This is a genomic window from Mesorhizobium sp. M0410, assembly GCF_040321435.1.
Taxonomy (GTDB): domain Bacteria; phylum Pseudomonadota; class Alphaproteobacteria; order Rhizobiales; family Rhizobiaceae; genus Mesorhizobium.
Map to the genome: position 1 here is coordinate 31,509 of NZ_JAMYRN010000031.1, position 22,847 is coordinate 54,355.

The following is a 22,847-nucleotide window of genomic DNA, read 5'->3' on the forward strand; positions in this document are numbered from 1 at the left end:
GTGTTGCGCATCGTTGCGCGCGCGGGCGCATACAGCATTCCAGTTCGATGCCGAGTGGCTCGCCATCGATCGAGATCGCAAAGGGCTAGCAGGGTGAAATACGATTTCAGTCATTCGATATCGCGCCGCGGGTTTTTTGCGGCGGCGGCGGGCGCTGCCGTGTCCTGCTCGCTGCGTCCTGCACGCGCCTCGACCGAGGACGAGCGCCGGATCAAGGTCGGCCCGGGCCAGGCGCTGCTCAATGGCGCCGACGGTCCGTCTACCGCAGTCTGGACCTATAGCGGCACCACCCCCGGCCCAACATTGCGCCTGCGGCAGGGCCAGCCGGTCCGCATCACTGTCGAGAACGGACTAGACGAAGACACGGCCGTCCATTGGCATGGCATCCGTTTGCCGAACGCCATGGACGGCGTGCCGGACCTGACCCAGAGGCCGATCGGACCGGGCGAGAACTTCGTCTATGAGTTCACGCCGCCAGATGCCGGCACCTTCTGGTACCATTCGCATGCCGACAGCCTGGTACAGATCGGCCGTGGACTCGCCGGCCCGCTGATCGTTGAGGAACGGGAGCCCGTCGCCGCCGACCGCGATCTCCTCTGGCTGCTGCAGGACTGGCGGCTCACCAGTGACGGCCAGATCGCCGGCGGCTTCGGCAGCATGATGGATGCGTCGATGTCGGGCCGCGTCGGCAATGCCGTCACCATCAACGGCGCGGCGCCGGCCGACCTGAGCGTGACGGCAGGTGAGCGCGTCAGACTGCGGCTCGCCAATGCCTGCCTTGCCCGCATGGTGGCGCTGCGCTTCGAGGGTCACCGTCCGGTGATCGTCGCGGTCGACGGCCAGCCCTGCGACCCGCATGAACCGGAAGACGGCCGCCTGGTGCTGGCGCCGGCCATGCGCATCGACATTATGCTCGACATGCAGGGTGGTCCCGGCAGCAGGCACGCCGTGGTCGATGACTTCTATGACGGCCCCGTCTACACGCTGACAACGCTTGCCTATGACAAGGCGCCGCCGCTGCGCCACCATCTTCTCGATGCTCCGCGTCGCCTGCCCGCCAATCCGCTGCCGGCCCCCGACCTGGCCAAGGCTGAACGGCATGAGATCGTCCTGCAAGGCGGCATGATGGGCGGCGGCAAGCTGGCCGGCGTCGGCGGCATGATGGGCATGGCGATGCCCGGCATGAACGGCGCCGCCGCCTGGGCAATCAACGGCATGTCGATGACCGGCGATGGCGATGCCGGCATGGCGCCGCAGTTTACGCTCAAACGCGGCGTGACTTGCCACCTCACTGTGCGCAACGAAACCGCCTGGTGGCACCCCATGCACGTTCACGGCTTCAGCCTGTCGGTGCTTTCGCGCAACGGCTTGCCGGTACCGCACCGCCAATGGCAGGACACGGTGCTGCTCGCCCCCAAGGACACGATCGAATGCGCCTTCGTTGCCGACAATCCCGGTGACTGGATGCTGCACTGCCATGTCGCCGATCACCAGATGGCCGGCCTGATGACAGTGTTCCGCGTGACCTGAAAGTTTTATCCAACCAAGGAGAACTGCAATGAAACTGACCTACCGCCTTGCCGCACTGTCCCTGCTGATCGCAACGCCGCTGCCCGCCTTCGCCGCAACGATCAACGCCGTCATGTACAAGAACCCGCAATGCAGCTGCTGTGAATCCTACGCCAACTATCTTGAGCACAATGGCTTCAAGGTCGATATCAAGCCGGTCAACAATCTCTCTCAAATCAGCAGCGATGCCGGCGTGCCGGCGGACCTTGAGGGCTGCCATACACTGATGGTCGACGGCTATGTCGTCGACGGCCTTGTGCCAGTCGAAATCGTCAAGAAGCTGTTGACCGAGCGGCCAGCCATTAGCGGCATCACGCTGGCCGGCATGCCGGCAGGCGCGCCCGGCATGGGCGGCGAGAAGTCCGAGACCTGGACGATCTACGCCTTCACCAAGGACGGCAAGGGGCCGACCGTCTATGCGACCGAGTGAGCGCACCGTGATCAAGTGCAAATGGGCTATCTTCCTTGTCTGCTCCCTGCTGGCGTTTCCGCCGCCCTCCGTGGCAGCGGGGGCACCTGAGAACTTCACACTGCTCGATACGCCCGCCGCCGTGCCGGAAATCAGCTTCGAGGACGGCACCGGCAAGCCGAAAACGCTCGCCGATTTCTCCGGTAAGGTGGTTCTGCTCAACATCTGGGCGACATGGTGCGCGCCCTGCCGCAAGGAAATGCCGACGCTTGACCGGCTGCAGGCCAAGCTCGGCGGACCGGATTTCGAGGTCGTCGCGCTGTCGATGGACCGGAAGGGTCCCGACGCCGTGAAGAAATTCTTCGCCGAGACCGGCGTTACACACCTTGCGCTGAACATCGATACCTCGGCCAAAGTCATGTTCACGCTCGGCGCGGTGGGCCTGCCGATGACCGTGCTTATCAACCGCGACGGCAAGGAGATCGGCCGGCTGATCGGGCCGGCTGAATGGGATTCTCCCAACATGGTCGATTTCATCCGCAGCCGTATTGCCGCTAGCCCGAAAGGAAAAGGCTGATGCTTGCCAGAAACCGGGAGCCGACCGTTCGGGACGTTTCATCCGCCTGGAACGAATGGATGCGTCTGTTGTGCGGCCTGATCGTCTTCACCGCGGTGATCGCCGGCTTCACGCATGGAGCGCGGGCGCATTCAATGGACGAAGTCGACGCCATGCTGCAGAACGACGAGAAATATTTCCAGCAGATCGACAGGCCAACGCCCGATTTCACGCTGCGCACCGCCGACGGTCGCATCGTGCGGCCGGCCGACCTCATCGGCAAGGTCGTCGTCCTCCATTTCATCTACACATCGTGCCCGGACGTCTGCCCGCTGCATGCCGAGAAGATCGCCGAGATCCAGAAGATGGTGAATAGCACGCCGATGAAGGATCAGGTCACCTTCGTGACGATCACCACCGATCCCACAAAGGACAAGCCCGATGTGCTCAATGCCTATGGACCGGCGCATGGGCTCGACCCTGTCAACTGGCTGTTCCTGACCACTGCCCCGGGCCAGCCGGAGGATATGACCCGCAATCTGGCGGAAGCCTTCGGTCACAAATTCAGCCTGACCAATGATGGCTACCAGATGCACGGGATCGTCACGCATGTGATCGACAAGGAGGGCCGCTGGCGGGCGAATTTCCACGGCCTGAACTTCGCGCCCGTCAATCTCGTCACCTTCGTCAACGCGCTCACTAACAATGTCGAGCGCACGCACCACGAACGGGACGAAGGCTGGCTGGCAAAATTGAAGAGCCTCTTTTGACGGAGAGGCACCGACATTCTCGACGACAAGAAAGGGAGACGCGCATGTTCACCAAGCCAAGAGATGCAGCCAGGTATTGCAGCGGCATCGCCCGCGCCCTGCTCTTTGCCGGCCTGACAGGATGGTTCCTGCTCGATCCGGGCTTTCAAGCCATACAGGCGAATGCTGCAGGCGAAATGTCCCAGGATCAGTTCGACCAGCGGATACACGACTATATCCTGGCGCATCCGGAGGTTCTCGTGCAGGCGCTGAAAAGCCTGGACCAGCGCCAGCGTGAAGCAGATGCAGCCCAGGCCAGGCAGGTGCTCAAGGCGCGCGCGGACGACATCTTCCGTGACAAGCAAAGTCCAGTCGGCGGCAACGCCGAGGGCAACGTTACCCTGGTCGAGTTCTTCGACTATAATTGCCCCTATTGCAGGCAGATGGCGCCGGTCATGGAACAGGCTGCGGCCGACGATCCGCAACTCAGGATCGTCTACAAGGAATTCCCCATCCTCGGCCCAGATTCGGTGTTCGCGGCCAAGGCGGCGCTCGCCGCCGACAAGCAGGGCAAATACACAGCGTTTCACAAGGCGCTCTATGGGTCCAAGACAAGGGTGACCGAGGCGGCCGTCCTCAAGATCGCCGCCGAGGCCGGGCTGGACGTCGAGCGCATGAAGGGCGATATGCGGCAGCCGGACATCCAGGCGCTGATCGACCGCAACATGGAACTGGCCCAGGCGCTGAGAATAACGGGAACGCCGGGATTTATCGCCGGCGACCAGATTTTTCCCGGCGCCACCGATCTTGCGACGCTGAAGAAGCTCATCGAGCAGGCGAGGAGCGGCAAATGACAAGGACCCCAAACCGACGCACCGTCATTCTCGGCGTCTTCGGCGCCGCCGCGGCTGCAGGCTTTCTCGCACCGGATTTGGCAATCGCTGCCGACGATCCCGAATTGACCAAACGGTTCAAAGATCTTAGCGAGAGCGGCAACAGCACCTGCTCGGCCAAGTTTACCGAGTCGATCGCGACCATGCCCGCGATGGCGCGCATCAAGGGCTCGTGCTGCAGCCCGATGGAATTGAAACGCTATCGCGAGCAGGTAAATGGGCTTACCCAATATCGCGCCATCCCGATGATCCCCAGCGACCCGTACGACATACCGGCGGCGACCGCGCAGCAGATGCTGCCTTACTACGATCTGAAGCTCACCGGGGACGAGCAGAAGGCATACGATTACGCGATGGCCAATTCCGAGGAGAAGGGCCCCTGCTGCTGCCCGTGCTGGCGCTGGAGAGTGTATGGCGGACTGGCGAAATACCTGATCCACGAACACGGCTTTGACGGCAGGCAAATTGTGAACGTATGGGACCTGTCCGACGGCTGCGGCGGGGGAATGTAGAATTGCCGGAGTATGCATCTTTCCCCGTTCTGTAACCGGAATCACCGTTGTCTTGACGGAGGTTGCCGGCGACTTAACTTAGCTTGCACTCGCCAATCGTGGGCGGCGAACTCAGCCTTCGCGCCAGAGGATCATTTCCATGATGGATGGGTCAGGGGGCATGTGGTTGATGGGCGGGATGGGCCTCATCTGGATCCTGGTGTTGGTCGCCCTCGTGCTCGCGATTGCGGCGCTCGTCAAATATCTACAACACTGACCGATTGAAGCGCCGAGGCGTTGGCCGCCGAGGCGGGCTTCGGCCGAGATCAGCAACGATGCGGATCAGGGGCTTGCCGTCACGCCCCACGTCGACGACCCTGCCACGAGTCGGCAAGGCTGGCGCTCAGTTCGCACGACCCGCCAGACTGCTACCCTTCGAGGCTCGGGCTCCATGTCGCGTGACTTTTCGGGGCGACGCTTAAGTCTGGCGGCTGTCGCATGCCTCGGTCACGCTGATCGGACCTTGTCCGTCGTCGCGCGAACATAGTTCAGGTTCTTGGTTCCGACGGCGCCGATGTCGCCGACCTTGAATCCGCTCTCGGTCAACAACGAGGCGATCCCATTCATGTCCACGTGACCATGTCGATGAAGTCTCGGCAATCTGGACTTGCGTACCGGCCTGCCGAAATCGATAAGCAACAGCCGGCCAGTGGGCTTCAAGACGCGTGCTGCCTCGCGGACGAAGGCCGATCGAACGGGCTTCGACAGATGATGCAGCATCAGCGTACCGATCACAATGTCGAACTGCGCGTCCTTGAAGGGAAGCTTCTGCGCCGTCCCGTTGACGAAGGTCAGATCGAGGCCAGACCTTTTGGCCTTGGCGCGCGCCCTCTCGATCATTTCAGCCGAAGCATCGACGCCCGTGACGCCTCCATCAGAACCCACTAGCCGCTTCGCGGCAATCGCAAGGGTTCCCGTCCCGCAGGCGACATCAAGCACCGCTTCGCCGGGCCGGAGCTTCGCCAAGCGAAGCATGTGCTCGCGAAACCGCCCCTCGCGGCCGAGGGTCAGAACGCGCGCAAGCCAGTCATAGCCCGCCGCCCGGTGCAGGACGATGCCGATCCCCCTGTCGCTCGCGCCGTGCGTGCCTTTTCCGCCGAGGCCTATGCGAGAAAGGAAGCCCCAGAGCAATACGATCGCGATTGCCGCTAGGATAAGGCCGTGGAACGCCGCCACCCAGGCGCCGGCGCCGATGTAGCCCATGCCAAAATTGCCCAGAAAGAGGAAGCCGGCGACGAGCGACAGTTTGGCAAGCAGGGCCATCGCGATCACGCCCTTGCGCGAATGCCGTCCGTTGCCGGCGCGGTGACCAGATAAGTGCATGTCGGCGACCTTCCGTTGCGGCCTGTCCAATATACGATTTGAGCTTCTGGACTTGGCGTATCATACTGGACACAATGTCCAGCATGAGATTCCGGACACCAGAGCTTTGAATGTCCAGAAGCAGGCGCCGAACGTGGCGATGACCATAAAAATCGACCGAACGAGCGACTCAAACACCATCGATCGCCGCGTCGCGCGGACGCGCGCGCTGCTGCAGGATGCGCTTATTGCCCTGATCCCGGAGCACGCATATGCGGCCAAAACGGTCGACGACATTTGTCAGAGAGCAAATGTCGGCAGGTCTACCTTCTATACCCACTACGCAGACAAGGATGCTCTACGCAGCGCGACCATCGAGGCGCATCTGGGGTCGCTAAGCCGTGGGCGCATGTCGGCAAGTCAGGAGATTGGTGCTCGCCTGTTTGCGTTTAGCCTTCCCATGTTCGAACACGCACTTGCGTTCCGGTCGCTTCACCACGCGCTGCTTGCGAGCAGCGGCGACACGATCCATGACGAATTGCGCGAGCGTATCCGGCGCGCCGTCCGAGCAGAACTTGTCGGAAAGCGGGTCGGTGGAGGTGGAGTGCCCGTCGAATTCGCCGTCCAGTTCATCGCCGGCGCATTTCTTGCGGTCCTCACCTGGTGGGTCGCCACCGACACGAACCTTTCACCGGCGCAAGCGGATGATCTGTTCCAGGGAATGGCGGGAAACGGTGTCGGCGCCTGGGATATATCAGGCTCCGATTCGTAAAACGGGATTGGCCTTGGCGGCGGCAGACGTGGCGCCTGATAGCGGTCGCCAGGAGGACTTATCGGGCTGGACTTGCCGAAGTGCCGATGGCGAGAAAGCTCCACTCCAGCGGCTCGCGCCAGAGACGATCCGCGTGAAGGTCGGCGAGACCCTGAAAGTGCGTTTCATCGGCACCAACAACGGCTTCATCCACCCCATGCACATCCATGGCGGACCCTTCGAGGTGGTCGCCCGCGACGGAGAGACGGTTTTCCCTTCGGCCCGCTTCCTTGCCGACGCCGTTAATGTCGGGCCGAGCCGCCGTCGGCGCTACCCTGCCATCCATGGCATCGCCACCGCGCCGCTCGCCACCGCGATGCCGAGTGCGAGCAACGCGATCCCCACCGTCGCCTCGAAGCGGCGGCCGCGCGGCAACAGCTTCTCGACGAAGACGACCAGCGTCAAAAGCAGCATCCAGGCGAGGCTCATGACACCGGCCGCGACCAGAACGGCAAACAGCGCCCAGCAGCAGCCGAGGCAGTACAGGCCGTGCCGCAGCCCCATGCGAAGGGCGCCGATCCGCCCGTCGCGCCAGTGCTCGGCAATGAAGGCCAGTGGCGAGCGGCAGTGCCCGAGGCAGATGTGCTTGGCCGCCGTGAACTGGTAGAGCCCAGCCGCTGCGAGCGTGGCGCCGAGCGCGAGCGGCGCCCAACGCGAACGCTGAGGCGGATCGAAGCTCATCGCGATATCGCTGCCGAGCTGGACCAGCGCATACACTAGAAAGCCGGCTCCAGCCCAGACGAGGATATAGCCGGCGACGAAGATCCAGGTCGGAACTGCAACGCGGCGTTCGCGCCTTGACTGTGCCGACGCGAACATGAAGATCATCGGCGCAGCAGCAGGCAGCATCATCGCCGCCATCATCACGGTCCATACCGCGAGAAACACGGCGGCGTTGCCGATCGACCAAGGCTCGGCGGCGATGCCGCCCATCGCCATGCCGGCCATACCCTCCACGCCTCCCATCCGGCCGCGCACGGCAATGCCCATCGGCATGTTCATGCTGAGGGTTTGGTAGAGCGTCACCGCCCAGGCTGCCGCCGTCAGCAGCGCGATGGAAGCAAGCAGGCCGAGTGGCACGCCGCCCAGCCTTGTGACAAGCGGCGGCAAGGAGAACCGGCCGATGGCGCGTGGGTCTGCCACCGCCTTAGCTCGGGCCGGTCCACTCGAACGGTATGTGCTTGCTCGAGCGGGCAGTGCCCGTCCAGTCGAGGCCGAAGCCCTTGGTGCTGACCTCGACGGAACGGCCCCAGGTGGCAACCTGGCCGGGACCGACCTCGGAGCCCGGTGGGTTGATCGTCTGCACGCGTTTGCCGGGTGGGGTAGTCGGCCCCGAAAGCGCTTCCGCACGCCCGACGACGCGGCCAGGGATCTCGACCCGCCAGGTGGCGAGGTCGCCCGCCACCTCGAAGGCGATCGGCACAAACTCCATGCCGCGCAGTTCGCCAATGTTGGCGGCAAAGCCCGCCGGCCAGCCGCCGGCCTGCCCGCCGAAGATGGTCTGCAGCGCCTCGCGCTGCTTCTCGTTGGCCTTCTCATCAAGGTACATGCCCATGACGGCCTTTGCCTCGCCGGCCCAGAGATTGCCTTCGAACTCTCCGAGCGCCACCAGCGTCAGGCCGTCGAGCTTCACGTCGCCGTATTGGCCCTCACGCACGTGCCAGGCGAGCACGCCCTGGCAGTGATTGCCGGTCGGCCGCTGTGCAAATTCGCAAGGACAAGGGATGTCGCAGCTGCAGATGTCGAACCAGTCGCCTGCGAGCCGCCATCGAGGAACTGCGTTCATGGCTCTTACTCCCGAGAACTGATGGGGCAAGATTACTCCATCGGCGCTCGCGGCGCCACGTCTTACCTAGGCGGGTAATGGGCCGCTAAGCGGGCGGCTCACTTTGCTACGGCGCTTGGGTGGCGCGCTCCGCTCGCGGCTTTTTGGCGGTCCGTTACCCCATCTAGTCAGCGAAACAGGCGCAACGTCTGACAGCTTGTGACCTTAACCTTGCTCACCGCCCAACCCAGTGGAGTGCGGTGCACATAGAAACCGCCAGCAAACTCTGCCGGCGCATCGACGCGCGCGTTTTCGCACGGCGCACCTTTTGGGCGGCGGCCCGATGGCCACCGCCTCTGAAACCGCCCGCGGATCAAGCTTGCAGAACCTGCCCGGTAGTGGTGACCGGCGGCATCATTCCGTCTTCGACCAGGATGTCTTTCTTCCTGGCGAACTGCACGAGAACGCCGCGCGCCGTCTCCGCGTCGATCTCGCCGGCCAAAGCGGCTTTACAGGCGCGGATCGCAGCCCTTTGTTCAGGGCTGTTCCCGCACCAGTCGGTGACGAACTGGTAGGCATCCACGACCGAATTCAGCTGCCTCGGGAACCCGAGTCCGACCCAGACGCGAACGGGCTTTTCGAAGGGCTGAGAAAGCATGATTTCCTCCCTCCGAAACGGTCAGGCGGCAACGCCGCCCGTCTCGCCCGACTTTGCGGCCGCCACCCAAGGCATCGCCGTTGCGACGTCCTCGAGGATCTTCACGGAGCGGGCAAAGCCGGCGAACGCATCCCGCGCGACTTTTAACGGTATGAGACCGTCGTAGGCGCGGTGACACGCGCGCGTTGCCGTTTCGTAGATCACGCCTCGCCGATGCTTCGGCCATTCGTCGAGAAAATCGAAAGCATCCTCAAGACAGGCGATCTCTTGAATGAGACCTTCCGCGGCTCTCACGAACACGGGACTCTCAAATGTTCTCTCGCTCATCGAAACCTCCAATCTTTGAACGATTTCAGGTGGTTGAGGATGGTCGCCCCAGCAATCGGCAGCGACCTGCGGGAAATATGTGAAGGCCGATTTTCGACGTCAAGACCGCATGAAGCCAGTGCGCTATCCGACAAAAGTCCTCGGTTACGACGGACACGGTGAGTGCTACTCAGGCGACGGCCCGCTCGGTCCAGCCGGTGGGTTGAACGAACGTCACTCGCTTGGTCTATGGCACACGTTCACCATCTGCGTAGAACGCGGACGAGATCGGCCTCTTCTCCTGTCCTATTGTCACGCCGCAGCCGCCCTTTTGCCGACTGGGCAGTCCGACCCGTGGAGAAGTGGATCCGGATCAAGCCGTGCAAGACAGACACGAGACAGACAAAAGCAAGGTGCGCAGCCAGCCGGTGGTCGTCGAATTGCCGTTGCTGCCGGAGCTCGCGGCCGAGCTTTCCTGCGCACCGGCGGGCAATGGCAGCAGTGAGCCAATGGTGGGCCCGGAGGGTGTTCAGAAAGCGATAAAAATCAATTTCTTAGAGATCAGTGGGACTTCAGAGTATTCAAATCTTTTCCAATGTTTTTCGATGTTGTTGTCCCACTCAGAAGTGCCTCAGTCCACCAAGCCGACGCACTGAACGCCTCACTCGGAAGGGAGGTTTGCGCAAGGCGAAAGGAAGATCGCGTCGGTGTGCAGCCTTCCTGAGGAAGGTCGCGGTAGCGCCAACTGCTGACGCTCAGCGCGAAGACATCAATGTCCTGTTATGGGGCCGTTAGAGGACCGGCCGCTTCTCGCGCCAAGAAGCGATAGCAGACATGCAACTAGGTGGTACAAAATCTCTAGCGTGACCCTTTAGAGACATTTGCGTGCGGCATTTGCGTCTCGAAAGCGGATCTTTCAGTGCTACCAGCACCAACGACCGTCTGCGGTCGTTCAGAACACGGGTTACCGTCTCTAAACCGTATATTGGACCGGGCAGCCGCCGGAAATTGATCGAATCGAGGTGATCGCATGTCAGGAGGCGTTCAAAAACGACCTACGACCGCGATCTACATCGCGGCCGTTTTCATGGTGTCATTCCCGGCTATGCTGACAAGTTCTTTATGATCGGCAGCTTGCGGATCGTCTTGCCCGTCGCCGCCCGTAGCGCGTTGGCGACGGCCGGGCCGATCGGCGGCACACCCGGCTCGCCAACGCCCGTGGGCGGCTCGTCGGACGGCACAATGTGCACCTCGACGCGCGGCATCTGCTCGATCCTGAGCGGCATATAGGTGTCGTAGTTCTCTTGGTCTACGACACCGCCCGTCAGGGTCAGCTCCTCCTGGAGGATCGCGCCTAGCCCGAAGCCGATACCGCCCTCCATCTGAGCGCGAATCTGGTCAGGATTTATCGCGGTGCCGCAATCTACCGCGCAGACGACGCGGTCGACTTTGAAATCATTTCCATCGTTGAAGGTGATCTCCACCACCTCGGCGACATAAGTCGAGAGGCTTTCATGCAGGGCCACGCCGCGGAAACGGCCTTCCGGCAGAGGCTTGTCCCAGCCTGCCTTCTCAGCAGCCAATTTCAGCACGCCGACATGCCGTGGATGGTGACCGAGCATCGACAAGCGGAAGTCGACCGGATCACGGTTCGCAGCGGCGGCGAGCTCATCGATCAGGGTTTCCATTGCGTAAGCGGTGTGGGTGGAGCCTACCGAACGCCACCACAGCACTGGGATGTTCACGTCCGTGGTGGTCAGCTCGACCTTCAGGTTCGGGATCGCATAGGGCAGGTTGGTGGCGCCCTCTACGGAGGTCGGATCGATGCCGTTCTCGATCATCGCCGCAAAGGGCGAACCGCCCGCGATCGATTGGCCCACGATGTGGTCATGGAGAGCGACGACATTGCCTTCCTTGTCGAGCCCCGCCTCGACTGCGTGCACATAGGCCGGCCGGTACCGCCCACCCCGCATGTCGTTCTCGCGGGTCCACTGCACCTTCACTGGCTTGCCGGGTCCCAGTGCACGCGCTGTGGAAACAGCTTCGATAATGAGATCTGCGTCCGAGACCGCTCGGCGGCCGAAGCTGCCGCCGGTCTTCATCACGTGCAGCCTCACCTTGTCTGGCGTGGTGCCGCCTACTTGAGCGGCAGCCGCCTGATAAAGGTCGGGCATCTGGTGTCCGCCCCAGACGTCGATGGTGCCGTCTTCGTTGATTCTGGCGGCCGCGTTGAGTGGCTCGATCGAAGCATGGACAAGATAGGGGAATTCGTAGTGCCCTTGGATGACTTTCTCAGCACTGGCCAACGCTGCGGGAGTGTTACCGTCGTCGCGCGCGGTGGCCGCGCCCGGATCGTCTGCTGCCTTAGTGTATTCGGCCATGATCTCGGCCGTGCCGCGCCTTTCGGCCTTCTCTTCGTTCCAGGTCACCTCCACGAGATCGCGGCCCTTGAGCGCCGTCCACATGTCCCTGCCGACCACGGCAATGCCGCGCGGCGTCTGGACGACATCGACAATGCCGTCGAGTGCCTTGGCCTTGGAGGCGTCGAAGCTCTCGATCTCAGCGCCGAACTTCGGCGGATGGATCATAACGGCCGTATTGAGTCCATCTATCTTGAGGTCGATCGTGTAGGTCTGCGCGCCATTGGTCTTGCCGGCGGAATCGTAGCGCTTGAGGCTGTCCGATCCGATCTGGGCCCACTTGTCGCGCGGCTTTAGCGGCACGTCGTCGGGAACCGGCATTCCCGCTGCGGCTTTAGCCAGGTCACCGAAGCGCGCCTGCATCCCTGAGGCGTGCGACACGACCCCGGAAGCGACTGTGATCTCGCCGGCTGGCACGTCCCACCGCTGCGCCGCGGCCGCCACCAGCATGGCCCGTGCGGCAGCACCCGCCTTGCGGTAGCGCTCCCACGACGAGCTCATCGACGTGGAGCCACCGGTTCCCTGCGCGGCCCCGCCCCAGGCGAGATTGCCGTAGAGCGCGGTATTGCCATATCCGCCGACCACGTGGACCTGCGCCCAGGCGCCGTCGAGCTCTTCCATAACCAGGGTGGCGATGCCGAAATAGGAGCCTTGTCCCATCTCGAACTGCGACGAGTGGATGACGATTCGGTTCTCCGGTGTGATCTCGACATAGGTCTGGAAGGGGTTCGCCTGGACCGCTGCAGGCGTCGTTTGTGCGTTGGCGGGCGCGGCCATCATTAGCCGGTAGCCCACGGCGAAGCCCGCGGTGGTGACGGCCGTGCCGAGGAGGAACTGGCGCCGCGTGGGCCCCACGGCATTATGCTTCGGGAGAAACTGCAACATGCCTCAAGTCTCCAGCCGGTTGGCGGTCTCGTGGATGGCCGCGCGGATGCGATGATAGGTGGCGCAGCGGCAGAGATTGCCGCTCATCGCCGAATCAATATCATCGTCCGTCGGCTTCGGCGTCGCTGTCAGGAGGGCCACGGCCGACATGATCTGGCCAGACTGGCAATAGCCGCATTGAGGTACGTCGAACTCGGCCCACACGGCCTGGACCGTTTCGCCGATCTTGCCCGACACGCCCTCAATGGTGGTGATCGAGGCTCCTTCGATGTCACCGACTGCGGTCTGGCACGAGCGCGTCGGCATGCCGTTAACGTGAACCGTGCAAGCGCCGCACTGGGCAAGGCCGCAACCGAATTTCGTTCCTGTGAGTCCGATGCCGTCACGGATCGCCCAGAGCAGCGGCATCTCTGGATCGACGTCGAGTGTTCGCGCCTCGCCATTGAGGGTAAAAGCGACCATGGCTTGCTCTCCTTGTCCTGAGCTGGCTATCTCGTTGCGCCTCCGCCCGGCTAGGAACCGGACTCTTCTTGCTGAGGCATAGCGACCACAGACTAGGATCGCGCAGCTCGAGCAACAAGCCGCTAGCTGGCAATCGCGAGATCGTGAAGTGGCTCGTGTCGAAAGGCTGGAGGCAACTGAATGTCATTTTTGGGCTGACCGGCCGGTCAGTTTCCGGCTCGATGACCTGGTTGGCAGTCATTCCGCTTCTAAGCCGAAACCCCAGACATGAACTGTAGCAGCATCATAAAAGACGACATCAAGCGGCGATTTTTCGTTGCGCTGCACCGCTAGCTCGTTCGCGTGGTTCATGATCCGCTGGTTATCCGCGGATGCTGGTTCACCATAGATGCCAACACAGAGCTTGCGAAACTTGCCACGCGCTATGCGGTTAAGGATGTGGTCGTCATTCGTAGCGAGCGAATGGCCGAAAATGAAGAAGCAATGGCTGGCGGTCTTCACATTCGCGGTGAACTGCTTGAAGCCTTGGTACAGGTAGGCATTGTGACGGATCTTCGCCTTCTTCTGGGCGCTGGTGGGCTGATGAAGGGCGGCTTAGGGTCATGATTTCCGGTTCATCGCGCTGCAATGACCCATGAGTCACAGACGCTGCATTTCGCGCTAGACCGCAGCTGCGGTATTCTCGATCATACGCTCAGCCATCCTATTCGCACCTCGTTGCCGCCGTTCGCCGCACCTATCGATCGGAGGCCTTCCAGCCTCGCGATAGCCGCGCTATGTGGCTGCACACGACGAACAGGAGCAAGATTGGACACATAGAAGCCAGCACAAGATCGCCCTCCCCCTGTCCTTGCTCGTTTTCAACGAAAACAATCAAACTGAGTGCTGCGGGGACAGCGAGGTCGATTTGGCCCACTTCAGAGCGAAGTCGGCCATAAGCCATTGATATAATTTTGGTGGGCCCTGAGGGTGCTTGGAAAGTCAGAACTATCAAAGGCTATTCGACAGTGGGACTGTGTTGCGTTACTATGCTCTCCGGTCTTTTCCGGTTGATTTGTCCCACCCTGATGCCGATTGCGGTCATTCGCCGCTGCCTTGGTCAATTCCCGATTCCACAAGTATCCGGTCCTGAGTGGGCAGACGGCCTTCCTAGTGGTAATTAGTCAGCGACACGTTGACCGTTCTCGTCATGCGCGGGTGAAATCTACGTTCGACCATATACGTCGTCGAAGCGAACGATATCATCCTCGCCGAGATAATCGCCGCTCTGCACTTCAATGATCACCAGGTCAATTCTGCCTGGGTTCTCCAGCCGATGCTTATGGCCGCAGGGGATGTAGGCTGATTCGTTTGTCGCCAGGAACAACTCCTGCTCGCCATTGACGATTTTCGCGGAGCCGCTGACCACGACCCAGTGCTCCGAACGATGATAGTGCATCTGCAGGCTCAGCCGCCGACCGGGCTTCACCTCGATGCGTTTGATCTTGAAGCGCTCGCCTTCCTCAAGAACCGTGTAGGTACCCCACGGCCGGTGTACCGTGCTATGGACCAGGTGAGCTTCATGTCCTGAAGCCTTGAGGCCCTCGAACAGCTTCTTGACGTCCTGAACGCGGTCGCGGGATGCGACAAGCAAAGCGTCCGGGGAATCGACGATCACCAGATCGCTGACACCGACCGTGCCGATGACGCGCTTGTCGGAGCTCACATAGCTGCCGGTCGTGTCGACCATATGCACATCGCCGCGTATCCTGTTCCCGCTTTCGTCGGGGGCGATCAAATCGGCCATTGCGTTCCAGGATCCGATGTCGTTCCAATCCATGTCGCAGGCAACCACGGCAAGTTTGTTCGTCTTCTCCATGACAGCGTGGTCGAGCGAGATTCGCGGGGCGGAGCCGAAATGCTCAGGCGCGAGTTCGATTTTGGCAAAGCCTTCGCCTTGACTGAAGCGCCCGTTCTCGTAGCTGTCGGAGACGGCCCGGATCACCGCGGGGCAATGCGATGCCATCTCGTCGAGCATGGTTTGTGCGCTAAAGCAGAAAATGCCGGCGTTCCAGAAGAAGCGCTTGGACGCGACATAGGCTTTGGCTGTGTCCAGATCCGGTTTTTCAACGAAACGGACGACTTTCTCACCATCCGCTTCGATATAGCCGAATGCCGTGTCCGGTCTGGTTGGGGTGATGCCCAATGTGGCGATCCGCCCGAGCTTCGCATGTTCGATGGCCCGGCACATGACGTCTAAAAATGCAGGCAGGTTGCCAACCATGTGATCGGCTGGGAAGACGCATAGAATCGCGTCAGGGCCTTGCGTTGCCTTGGCATGGATGGCGGCTGCCGCAACGGCTGCGGCCGTATCCCGGCCTTCAGGCTCGAGCAGAAAGGTGCGTGGCAGGACCACGGAATCTAGTTCGTCGAACTCGTCCTTGGTAAGGAAGAGGTGTTCCCCAGATGTCACGGCGACGAGTTCCACTACGCCCTTTATCGAACCGACGCGCAGCACAGTGTGCTGCATCAGTGAATGCCCGTCTGCCACTTTGAGGAAAGGTTTAGGGTGCGATTGCCTTGAGGCGGGCCATAGCCGCGATCCGGCTCCGCCGCTGATGATGACGGGAACCACTTTCATATAACAACCTCGATTTCGTCTCTGGAGTGATTGCCCGCGCCCTTTCGAGCGTTAGCGTCACGATCGCCGTCGCTCTGGCTTGGTCTGCGGCTTCCGAGTAACGGCGAAGTTCTGGCGCGTTGCCGAACGGCCTCAGATGACGACGCTATCGGTATCGTACGACGCTTCCGTGGCCTCGATGAGAAATGGACATTCAACTATGCCTGTTGGTTGCATCCGCCGAATTGTGCAGGGGGCGGGTCTTAACTGAGACCAGAGATTCTTTGGCTGTCTTCTATCAAAATCAAACGACTTGGCTCCTTCAGATCGAACTCAATTACGCGTGGTACGAAAAGGCGTGCATATCGTGTAAAGGCGCTCGTCGGAGGAAACCGAATTACAGTATCGCAGCGCCCGAGAAGATACATCTCAACGAGGGCGGAAATTGCGCCGTCCATCCCAAGTGCTGCAGTGTGTAAGGGGCCGTCTTGATCGGATCGGAAATGCTTGGGGACGGTGAGAAGATCGGGAAACTTGGCCGACAGGTGATCCAGGATTTGCGCGCTGTCCGTGCACAAGAACAGCCGCACAGGCTTGGGGTGCGGTAACGCTTTAGCCTTATCAACCGCAGTGCACACTTGTCGAACGGCGAACTCCGGATCGGCCCAGTAGGGCGCATGTTCCATGATGTCTTCACCGTTACCATGTCGAACATGAACCCCGATGATGCTGTGCCCCTCAAAACATTCTTGGTAAATGGCATCTATGCGTGTTTGAATTTCAGACCGAGGCTTGACACTCTGGAAGACCTGCCGCTCGGCATCCTCATCGCAGCGCCACATCAAACAAGCGTCACACACTACTGTGTTCGCTTCGACATCGTGTTCGGCCTGAAAGAGCTCGCCCAACTCGTCGCGCTCTTGGAAAATCTGCTCATCTGGGCGGTAAAGGCAGTCGATCGCTGGCCTATTCCACCACTCCGGGAAGAATGGACCCGGGAAGGAAAAGTCGTTGATCCGGTCGTCGCAAATAGCCGGTACGCCAGCGATGTCATTGATCGGTTCGAAGAACACCGGAAAGGCATTTGTGAAGGGTTGGTCGAGATAGCAGGACCCGCGCCAGTCGACGGCTAGCGTTCGTCCCGACCGCTGAGCGTAGCGCCAAGCGGCCGCCAGCGACCATAGACAATCACCGAACCCAGTACGCCTCTGAGAGACGACGAACCTGCGCTTTACCAATCCACTGACCTGCATTTTCGGAAATTTCGTTTCAGAGACGAGGTTGCATCTGGCTTGGGATCTCTTAATCGATACTAGTCGACCGTTACGCCGGGCGATTTGGTAGAGGCTGCGCGTGGGGCAGAAGAGCTCCCTCTGCACTGCCTATCCTTATCTCTGTGACGCTCGCAAATCTTGACGCCGGGTACTCCCGCTTCCGGTTAAATTCAGCGTTCTCTAATGCGCCGGGCGACATCTGTAAAATTGATTGCGTGGATGTGGCCCATCCATGTGTTGGATACTAAGGCATTCCTTGACGATGGGCCTCTGCTGACGCGAGGCCGCGCTTTGCTAAGCGAAACAGCCGTTCGAGGCAGTCCACAAAGTCCCTTTTTCAAGTCCAATTCTTAACTGCCTCAACGTAACATGTCATTTGCGGGCGTTTCCTGAAGGACGGATGTGCAGGACCCGCCAGCCGTCGAATGTCAGGCGCAGGCCATCCACGTCATTTATGGCCATCATGGCGTCCGGTCCCATCGAAAGATGCGACACGGCGCCCTCTGACGCTTTCAAGTGCGCCAACATGGCGCAACTCGTGTCGACCGGATAGCTTTCGATCCGGCCGGACTGAGCGACTGGCACGCGATGCTGTGCGACGACGGCCGAGAGAGGAATTTTGGCGTCTGCAGCCATGTGGAGGATCGTTCCAACGGTTCTGCGGGTTCTCGGTGTCGGAGCCGACACCTGTGCGAACCCGCTCTCGTCCGTTTTCGACAGGCCCTTGAGGTTCATGACCCTGTTGTTCGCCGAGATCACCCGCCAGTTCAGCGATCCAGGTGAAGATCGGCACGCCTGTCGATGCGGCGATCATCGCCTCGGCCAGCGAAGATGATGAAGAGGGCCATTGGGTCAAGTACAAGCGCCGACCAGCGTTTCATTGCTTCAAAGCCCATTTCGGTGCCTACGCCGATACGGCCCTTGTCGAGGAGATCGCCGTCACGGCGCCCACACCGAGGACGGCAACGCCGTTCCTGATGCTCTGCCCGACAATCCCGGCGAAGTGTTTGCCGACAGCGCCTACCGAGGCAATCATCTCGGCGACGCGGTGCGCGCCAAGGGTGGAAGGCCGCGCATCGTCGCAACCGCTGTGGGGGCGCGACGAGGCCGAAAGCTCGACGCCTGGAACCAACCGATCCACAGAATTTGTACTCGGATCGAGAAGATCTTCGGCACCTGTAGCCGGATGCGATGGCGAGGGCTGGCAAAGGCGGCCGTTCAAATTCGCCGCACTGCGATCGCCTACAGTATGAAACACAGTTTGATGGTCGCCTCGTCCCCCCATCGTTGAAGCCCAGCTACCGTTTTCGGGCTAGCGCGCCCGAAATTCCTTGGAGGTCAATACGTAATGCCCTACCCGGCTTTTCGCCGCCGTCTCAAATGTGCGGTTCGCCCAAAGCCCCCGACTGCCACGAACTTTGTCTTCGCGCGGAGCGAAACCTCGCGCCCACGACTTTGTGCCGCCGATGTGCCCGCGCTGCCCTGTCAAACAATCCATTTTATGGATGCACCTCATCCAAACAATCGATTTCACTGATCAAAACAATTTCCATTAGAAGACGCTGAAGCAGGCAATGATTAAGATTACTTGGTTAGCGCAAGAGAGCGGTAAGGTGGAGTTGTCGGCTTGGACCCACATGCCCGCCATTTTATCTGGGAATGGCTACGTGCCCTGTTGGCGCAGGGCAAGACGATTCTACTGGCCACCCACTTCGTGGAAGAAGCGGAGCGGCTATGCAACCGACCTGCGTGCTTGAGAACGGACGTGCGTCCTCACTCGCTGATTGATGAGCAAATCGGGTGCGACGTGATTGAAATCTATGTCGCTCACCCCGTGAGCTGAGTTCGGCACTCAGGCCGCATGTGCGACTTAGGCAGGTTAGCGGCGAGACTCTGTTTTGCTATGCCTCCAAGCAGGAGCAGGTGTGCTCGCTGGCTGACACTGTCAATGACGAGCTCCGCGCCGCATCTGTCGAAATCCTACCATAGGGTATGGGGCGGGCCGCAGTTTGCTGGCGGTGTGGCGAGCCGGAGTCGAAACTTCAACTATAATAGAGCAGGAAGAAAATGGGCGAGAACAGGAAAGTTGCTCTGGTTACGGGCATAACGGGACAGGATGGTGCCTATCTTACCCGTCTTCTGCTGGAAAAAGGCTACGTCGTTCATGGGATTAAGCGACGTTCCTCTTCCTTCAACACGGGTCGCATCGAAGACATCTACCAAGACCCGCACGATCCCGATCCGCGCCTAATTTTGCATTACGGTGACCTCACTGATGCGACTAATCTCATCCGAGTAGTTCAGGAATCCCAGCCAGACGAGATTTACAACTTGGCCGCTCAGAGCCATGTCCAGGTGTCGTTCGAAACGCCGGAATACACAGCAAACGCCGACGGTATCGGAACATTGCGACTTCTTGAGGCGATCCGCCTCCTCGGTCTGAAGGACAAGACCCGCTTCTATCAGGCCTCGACTTCAGAGCTCTACGGCCTCGTGCAATCCGTACCGCAGAACGAAACAACGCCCTTTTATCCGCGCAGCCCTTACGCCGCCGCCAAGCTCTACGCCTACTGGATCGTGGTCAACTATCGCGAGGCCTATGGTATCCATGCTTCCAACGGCATTCTCTTCAATCATGAAAGCCCACTGCGCGGCGAAACTTTTGTGACGCGCAAGATCACCCGCGCCGCCGCTGCTATCTACCTCGGCAAGCAGGACAAGCTTTATCTCGGCAATCTGGATGCTCAACGCGATTGGGGCCATGCGCGTGAGTACGTGCGTGGTATGTGGATGATGATGCAGCAGGATCAACCGGATGATTACGTGCTGGCGACGGGCAAGACGACCCCTGTCCGCCAATTCGTCGAATGGGTTTTCGAAGATGTCGGCGTCGCGCTCGAATGGCGTGGTGAGGGAGTCGACGAAAAGGGCTATGATGTCGAGACCGGCAGATGCCTAGTCCAGGTAGACCCACGCTACTTCCGCCCCACGGAAGTCGATCTTCTCCTGGGCGATGCCACCAAGGCGAAGGAGAAGCTCGGCTGGGTGCATGAGACATCCGTGCGCGAGCTCGCCGCGGAAATGGTGCGGGAAGACCTCAAGGTCATGCAGACATCGGTAATCATGAAGGAAGCATAATGTACGATCTGAAGGGAAAAGCCGTGTGGGTCGCGGGCCACAAGCATGGTGGGCAGCGCTGTTGTAGGCCGCCTCGCGTCTGAAGACTGCAAAGTTATGGCCGCCCTGACGTTTCCCCCAATTCTATCCAGTCGTGAGTTCGTTTCCGGGGGTGGATTTGCCCTGATGGCCGGTGGACGCGACGGGTGCTGGCGCGGAGCGTTTCACGTTGCGCAGCGCGAGCGACCGTCGCGGGTTGAAGGTCGATGCACATTCGTTGGGTGTCTGCCATCCGATGTGCGAGTGCGGACGCGCGCCGTTGTAATCGGCGCGCCATACATTGAGCCTCGCGCGGGCCTGGGCCAGGGACGTGAACCGCGGCTCGTTGAGGAGTTCATCGCGAAGGGGGCCGTTGAAGCTCTCGCGTTAGGGTCCTAGCCAACCTCCGACTGTGAACTCGCGGAAGCGATTTACGGCAAGCGCACACAGCAGCTCGTCCACGGCGTTCGTACATGAAGTTTGGAAACTTGTAATACTGGTACACACCTCCATGGGGGAACATTATCTCCAATATCTCAGCGATTACCGGATAGCTATCTGCCTTCACCTACCTCGGCCTAGTGCAGAATCTTGGCCGAATGAACTCGGCGCTCTTGCTGCACACCAATGGTCCGTCCCGCGCGAAGTGCGATCATACCGCCGCAGCTTACCTTCAATCCGGCACTGGCGAGGATCTAGATCCAAGCCGACGGCGCCGGGCATCAAATAAAAAGCCGCCGACCGAAGCCAGCGGGCTTGATTGGGATGGCCCGCGCGGACGGTCAAGGCTGCGCCGGCCGACCATGGCGGAGGGACCACCTCGGTCAACGGCACGGCCCGATGACGGCGTGGCGATGTACCCCAACATACGGCGAGATAGAGCCTTCCGGCGTCGCGGAAAAAAAGCCCGCCGGTTTTGAGCCAGCGGGCAAGTTCTGGAGTGGCTGAGATCAACCCAGCATCAGTCAACGACCGGCGGAAGGGTTGGTTGCAGTGGATGCCAGCTGGCCGCAGCATGCTGTGAATCGTAGCAAAGTGAAAAACAAAACTCTGGACTTCTAGGTCGGACTCGCCCCAATATTTGTTTGGGGGATTCACATGAAAATTGGAGCACTCATCGCAAGTGCAGCCCTGTGCGTCAGCGGCTGCTCTACGAGCGCTGTCGTGTCGGACAGCGATCTCACGGCAATGAATACCGTTGCGCTATGTCACGTTCTCGCCAGCAGCACGGACGAACAGTATCGTAGCAGGGTAGCGGCCCTTCTAGTGCGCAGGGGCGCAACAGCAGAGAAGTGCACCAGGCTTGTGCAAACCGACAATGCTGTCGCGACAGGCATAGCGATCGCGGCTGTCGGCGGCGCAGCTGTGGGTGTCGCTGCCAACAACGGCTATGGAGGCGGAACATATTACCGGCCACCGCCACCACAAACCTATGGCGTCGCGTGGGACCAATTCTATGGCCAGAACTACAGCGTTATCTGGCGCTGCCGCGACCGGTCCACCGGGCGGTTCCTTGACGATTACTATTGCGCCGGCCTGCCCATGGTCGACAGCGCATGGCCGGGCTGGTCGGCGTAGCGGATGAGCAGGCCATACCGCAAATATCGATCCAATCGGTGGCAGAGACCCACCGGTGCCAAGCTGTGGCGGCGCCAACTTGCGAGCGTGCCGGCAATGCTCGGTCTTACGGCAGCGGCGGCGGTGGCCGCCTTCCTGGCGCCGTCGGGCGCGCAACGTAGCGACGATGCATCAAAGGCCAGCCCACAAAGGGCGGCGCCCGCCTCGCTTACCGGTGTCGCTTCCGTCATTGACGGCGATACGATCGAAATCCACGGCCAGCGCGTCCGCTTCAACGGCATCGACGCGCCAGAGAGCCGGCAGCTGTGCCGCGATGCGAATGGCGCCGAGTATCCTTGCGGCCGGCGATCGGCCGAAGCGCTGGACACTTTCCTGGCCGCGTCGAGGCCGCTCGAATGCACATTCGTGACGTGGGACCGCTACCACCGCTTTGTCGGCGATTGTCGGCGCGCCGACGGCGCGGGCGTGGCCGCCTGGATGGTCAAGCACGGCCAGGCGCTGGATTGGCCTCACTACAGCCAGGGCGCCTATGGGGGGCAGCAGGCGCAAGCCCAAGCCTCAAAGATCGGCCTGTGGGCCGGGACGTTTCAGGCACCCTGGGAATGGCGCGCTGCGCACGCCGACGGCGCGGCGCCGTCGAGTCGCCCGCTGGGCATCATCAGCCGTAAGCTGGTCGCGCAGAGCGGCTATTCTTGCGAGCCGCGGAGAACGTGCAAGCAGATCGGTTCCTGCGACGAAGCCAACTGGTACCTGCAAAACTGCTCATGGGGCGGAAAACTCGATCGCGACAAGGATGGGATCCCATGCGAAACACTCTGCTAGGTCGTGAACCCATAAATGGGAATGAGGGAGATGGGTGAAAAGCGATCGTTGCGTCGTTTGACAGATCGCGCATATTGTCGAG

22 protein-coding genes and 4 pseudogenes are annotated in these 22,847 nt (G+C 60.9%); 14 read left to right on the forward strand and 12 right to left on the reverse strand.

Features of this window, described 5'->3' with window-relative positions; genetic code table 11:
• Positions 1-93 precede the first annotated feature (93 nt).
• Genes NKI63_RS27995 through NKI63_RS28020 form a run of 6 tightly spaced genes read left to right on the forward strand, consistent with a single transcriptional unit; the run spans position 94 to position 4,688 of the window.
• A complete protein-coding gene (locus NKI63_RS27995) occupies positions 94-1,530 on the forward strand; it encodes a multicopper oxidase family protein (protein ID WP_352823981.1) in 1,437 nt (478 codons plus the stop codon).
• A 28-nt stretch (positions 1,531-1,558) separates the two neighbouring features.
• Complete coding sequence (locus NKI63_RS28000) at positions 1,559-1,999, forward strand: DUF411 domain-containing protein (RefSeq protein ID WP_352823982.1); 441 nt, start codon at positions 1,559-1,561, stop codon at positions 1,997-1,999.
• A 7-nt stretch (positions 2,000-2,006) separates the two neighbouring features.
• Positions 2,007-2,555 (forward strand): TlpA disulfide reductase family protein, encoded by a 549-nt coding sequence (locus NKI63_RS28005; protein ID WP_352704672.1) that lies wholly within the window; start codon positions 2,007-2,009, stop codon positions 2,553-2,555.
• A complete protein-coding gene (locus NKI63_RS28010) occupies positions 2,555-3,304 on the forward strand; it encodes an SCO family protein (protein ID WP_502900520.1) in 750 nt (249 codons plus the stop codon). The genes NKI63_RS28005 and NKI63_RS28010 overlap by 1 nt, the downstream gene beginning before the upstream one ends.
• 44 nt (positions 3,305-3,348) lie before the next feature.
• Positions 3,349-4,137 carry a DsbA family protein gene (locus tag NKI63_RS28015; protein ID WP_352509008.1) on the forward strand — a complete coding sequence of 263 codons (789 nt, stop codon included), beginning with the start codon at positions 3,349-3,351 and terminating at the stop codon, positions 4,135-4,137.
• Positions 4,134-4,688: a hypothetical protein gene (locus NKI63_RS28020; RefSeq protein ID WP_352479363.1), complete on the forward strand. Its 555-nt coding sequence runs from the start codon at positions 4,134-4,136 to the stop codon at positions 4,686-4,688. Before NKI63_RS28015 ends, NKI63_RS28020 begins: the two co-directional genes overlap by 4 nt.
• Positions 4,689-5,174: 486 nt before the next feature.
• Here the strand turns inward: NKI63_RS28020 and NKI63_RS28025 are convergent, their stop codons facing one another.
• Complete coding sequence (locus NKI63_RS28025) at positions 5,175-6,050, reverse strand: class I SAM-dependent methyltransferase (RefSeq protein ID WP_352509007.1); 876 nt, start codon at positions 6,048-6,050, stop codon at positions 5,175-5,177.
• On the opposite strand from NKI63_RS28025, the gene NKI63_RS28030 reads away from it, so the two are divergent.
• A complete protein-coding gene (locus NKI63_RS28030; protein ID WP_352740991.1) occupies positions 6,049-6,801 on the forward strand; it encodes a TetR/AcrR family transcriptional regulator in 753 nt (250 codons plus the stop codon). The two genes, NKI63_RS28025 and NKI63_RS28030, sit on opposite strands and share 2 nt — an antisense overlap.
• A gap of 121 nt (positions 6,802-6,922) precedes the next feature.
• Positions 6,923-7,105, forward strand: a pseudogene (locus NKI63_RS28035) (multicopper oxidase domain-containing protein); the annotation flags it as partial.
• A 5-nt stretch (positions 7,106-7,110) separates the two neighbouring features.
• Here NKI63_RS28035 and NKI63_RS28040 read toward each other — a convergent pair.
• The 4 genes from NKI63_RS28040 to NKI63_RS28055 form a co-directional block, all read right to left on the reverse strand.
• A complete protein-coding gene (locus tag NKI63_RS28040; protein WP_352509005.1) occupies positions 7,111-7,983 on the reverse strand; it encodes a DUF2182 domain-containing protein in 873 nt (290 codons plus the stop codon).
• A gap of 4 nt (positions 7,984-7,987) precedes the next feature.
• The gene (locus NKI63_RS28045; RefSeq protein WP_352509004.1) at positions 7,988-8,626 is read right to left on the reverse strand and encodes a DUF1326 domain-containing protein; all 639 of its coding nucleotides are present in this window, start codon (positions 8,624-8,626) and stop codon (positions 7,988-7,990) included.
• Between the two features lie 352 nt (positions 8,627-8,978).
• Positions 8,979-9,263, reverse strand: a complete 285-nt coding sequence (locus NKI63_RS28050) for a DUF982 domain-containing protein (RefSeq protein ID WP_352479368.1) — start codon at positions 9,261-9,263, stop codon at positions 8,979-8,981.
• A gap of 21 nt (positions 9,264-9,284) precedes the next feature.
• A complete protein-coding gene (locus tag NKI63_RS28055; protein ID WP_352509003.1) occupies positions 9,285-9,590 on the reverse strand; it encodes a DUF982 domain-containing protein in 306 nt (101 codons plus the stop codon).
• A 359-nt stretch (positions 9,591-9,949) separates the two neighbouring features.
• Here NKI63_RS28055 and NKI63_RS28060 point away from each other — a divergent pair, with 359 nt between their 5' ends.
• Positions 9,950-10,225: a hypothetical protein gene (locus tag NKI63_RS28060; RefSeq protein ID WP_352823983.1), complete on the forward strand. Its 276-nt coding sequence runs from the start codon at positions 9,950-9,952 to the stop codon at positions 10,223-10,225.
• A gap of 447 nt (positions 10,226-10,672) precedes the next feature.
• Here the strand turns inward: NKI63_RS28060 and NKI63_RS28065 are convergent, their stop codons facing one another.
• The 6 genes and pseudogenes from NKI63_RS28065 to NKI63_RS28090 all read right to left on the reverse strand — a co-directional run bounded on the left by NKI63_RS28065 (position 10,673) and on the right by NKI63_RS28090 (position 17,944).
• Complete coding sequence (locus tag NKI63_RS28065; RefSeq protein WP_352823984.1) at positions 10,673-12,874, reverse strand: xanthine dehydrogenase family protein molybdopterin-binding subunit; 2,202 nt, start codon at positions 12,872-12,874, stop codon at positions 10,673-10,675.
• Positions 12,875-12,877: 3 nt separating this feature from the next.
• Positions 12,878-13,336: a (2Fe-2S)-binding protein gene (locus NKI63_RS28070; RefSeq protein ID WP_352739852.1), complete on the reverse strand. Its 459-nt coding sequence runs from the start codon at positions 13,334-13,336 to the stop codon at positions 12,878-12,880.
• Positions 13,337-13,573: 237 nt separating this feature from the next.
• Positions 13,574-13,900: pseudogene (locus tag NKI63_RS28075) on the reverse strand (DUF4917 family protein); the annotation flags it as partial.
• 640 nt (positions 13,901-14,540) lie between these two features.
• Complete coding sequence (locus NKI63_RS28080; protein WP_352467056.1) at positions 14,541-15,956, reverse strand: mannose-1-phosphate guanylyltransferase/mannose-6-phosphate isomerase; 1,416 nt, start codon at positions 15,954-15,956, stop codon at positions 14,541-14,543.
• Positions 15,957-16,198: 242 nt separating this feature from the next.
• On the reverse strand, positions 16,199-17,188 hold the full coding sequence (locus NKI63_RS28085; RefSeq protein ID WP_352823985.1) for a nodulation protein NodZ: 990 nt from the start codon (positions 17,186-17,188) through the stop codon (positions 16,199-16,201).
• Positions 17,189-17,581: 393 nt separating this feature from the next.
• A complete protein-coding gene (locus NKI63_RS28090; protein WP_156937465.1) occupies positions 17,582-17,944 on the reverse strand; it encodes a hypothetical protein in 363 nt (120 codons plus the stop codon).
• Positions 17,945-17,988: 44 nt separating this feature from the next.
• Here NKI63_RS28090 and NKI63_RS28095 point away from each other — a divergent pair, with 44 nt between their 5' ends.
• From NKI63_RS28095 to gmd, 3 genes and pseudogenes are all read left to right on the forward strand, one after another.
• Positions 17,989-18,462, forward strand: a complete 474-nt coding sequence (locus NKI63_RS28095) for a hypothetical protein (RefSeq protein ID WP_352467054.1) — start codon at positions 17,989-17,991, stop codon at positions 18,460-18,462.
• Between the two features lie 371 nt (positions 18,463-18,833).
• Positions 18,834-19,135, forward strand: a pseudogene (locus NKI63_RS28100) (nodulation factor ABC transporter ATP-binding protein NodI); the annotation flags it as partial.
• A 141-nt stretch (positions 19,136-19,276) separates the two neighbouring features.
• A complete protein-coding gene (gmd, locus tag NKI63_RS28105) occupies positions 19,277-20,347 on the forward strand; it encodes a GDP-mannose 4,6-dehydratase (RefSeq protein ID WP_352474458.1) in 1,071 nt (356 codons plus the stop codon).
• Positions 20,348-20,470: 123 nt separating this feature from the next.
• Here the strand turns inward: gmd and NKI63_RS28110 are convergent.
• Positions 20,471-20,749: pseudogene (locus NKI63_RS28110) on the reverse strand (integrase core domain-containing protein); the annotation flags it as partial.
• A gap of 921 nt (positions 20,750-21,670) precedes the next feature.
• On the opposite strand from NKI63_RS28110, the gene NKI63_RS28115 reads away from it, so the two are divergent.
• Both NKI63_RS28115 and NKI63_RS28120 read left to right on the forward strand, forming a co-directional pair.
• Positions 21,671-21,943 carry a hypothetical protein gene (locus tag NKI63_RS28115; RefSeq protein ID WP_023680062.1) on the forward strand — a complete coding sequence of 91 codons (273 nt, stop codon included), beginning with the start codon at positions 21,671-21,673 and terminating at the stop codon, positions 21,941-21,943.
• 123 nt (positions 21,944-22,066) lie between these two features.
• The gene (locus NKI63_RS28120) at positions 22,067-22,765 is read left to right on the forward strand and encodes a thermonuclease family protein (protein WP_245274837.1); all 699 of its coding nucleotides are present in this window, start codon (positions 22,067-22,069) and stop codon (positions 22,763-22,765) included.
• The last annotated feature ends 82 nt before the right edge of the window (positions 22,766-22,847 follow it).

What these genes read in the sequence shown, in the direction of transcription:
- NKI63_RS28000 (WP_352823982.1), top strand. Translation starts at nt 1,559, where the DNA reads ATGAAACTGACCTACCGCCTTGCCGCACTGTCCCTGCTGATCGCAACG.
- NKI63_RS28070 (WP_352739852.1), bottom strand. Translation starts at nt 13,336, where the DNA reads ATGGTCGCTTTTACCCTCAATGGCGAGGCGCGAACACTCGACGTCGAT.
- NKI63_RS28025 (WP_352509007.1), bottom strand. Translation starts at nt 6,050, where the DNA reads ATGCACTTATCTGGTCACCGCGCCGGCAACGGACGGCATTCGCGCAAG.
- NKI63_RS28055 (WP_352509003.1), bottom strand. Translation starts at nt 9,590, where the DNA reads ATGAGCGAGAGAACATTTGAGAGTCCCGTGTTCGTGAGAGCCGCGGAA.
- gmd (WP_352474458.1), top strand. Translation starts at nt 19,277, where the DNA reads ATGGGCGAGAACAGGAAAGTTGCTCTGGTTACGGGCATAACGGGACAG.
- NKI63_RS28030 (WP_352740991.1), top strand. Translation starts at nt 6,049, where the DNA reads ATGTCGGCGACCTTCCGTTGCGGCCTGTCCAATATACGATTTGAGCTT.
- NKI63_RS28045 (WP_352509004.1), bottom strand. Translation starts at nt 8,626, where the DNA reads ATGAACGCAGTTCCTCGATGGCGGCTCGCAGGCGACTGGTTCGACATC.
- NKI63_RS28050 (WP_352479368.1), bottom strand. Translation starts at nt 9,263, where the DNA reads ATGCTTTCTCAGCCCTTCGAAAAGCCCGTTCGCGTCTGGGTCGGACTC.
- NKI63_RS28010 (WP_502900520.1), top strand. Translation starts at nt 2,555, where the DNA reads ATGCTTGCCAGAAACCGGGAGCCGACCGTTCGGGACGTTTCATCCGCC.
- NKI63_RS28085 (WP_352823985.1), bottom strand. Translation starts at nt 17,188, where the DNA reads ATGCAGGTCAGTGGATTGGTAAAGCGCAGGTTCGTCGTCTCTCAGAGG.
- NKI63_RS28015 (WP_352509008.1), top strand. Translation starts at nt 3,349, where the DNA reads ATGTTCACCAAGCCAAGAGATGCAGCCAGGTATTGCAGCGGCATCGCC.
- NKI63_RS28090 (WP_156937465.1), bottom strand. Translation starts at nt 17,944, where the DNA reads ATGAACCTCAAGGGCCTGTCGAAAACGGACGAGAGCGGGTTCGCACAG.
- NKI63_RS28080 (WP_352467056.1), bottom strand. Translation starts at nt 15,956, where the DNA reads ATGAAAGTGGTTCCCGTCATCATCAGCGGCGGAGCCGGATCGCGGCTA.
- NKI63_RS28065 (WP_352823984.1), bottom strand. Translation starts at nt 12,874, where the DNA reads ATGTTGCAGTTTCTCCCGAAGCATAATGCCGTGGGGCCCACGCGGCGC.
- NKI63_RS28020 (WP_352479363.1), top strand. Translation starts at nt 4,134, where the DNA reads ATGACAAGGACCCCAAACCGACGCACCGTCATTCTCGGCGTCTTCGGC.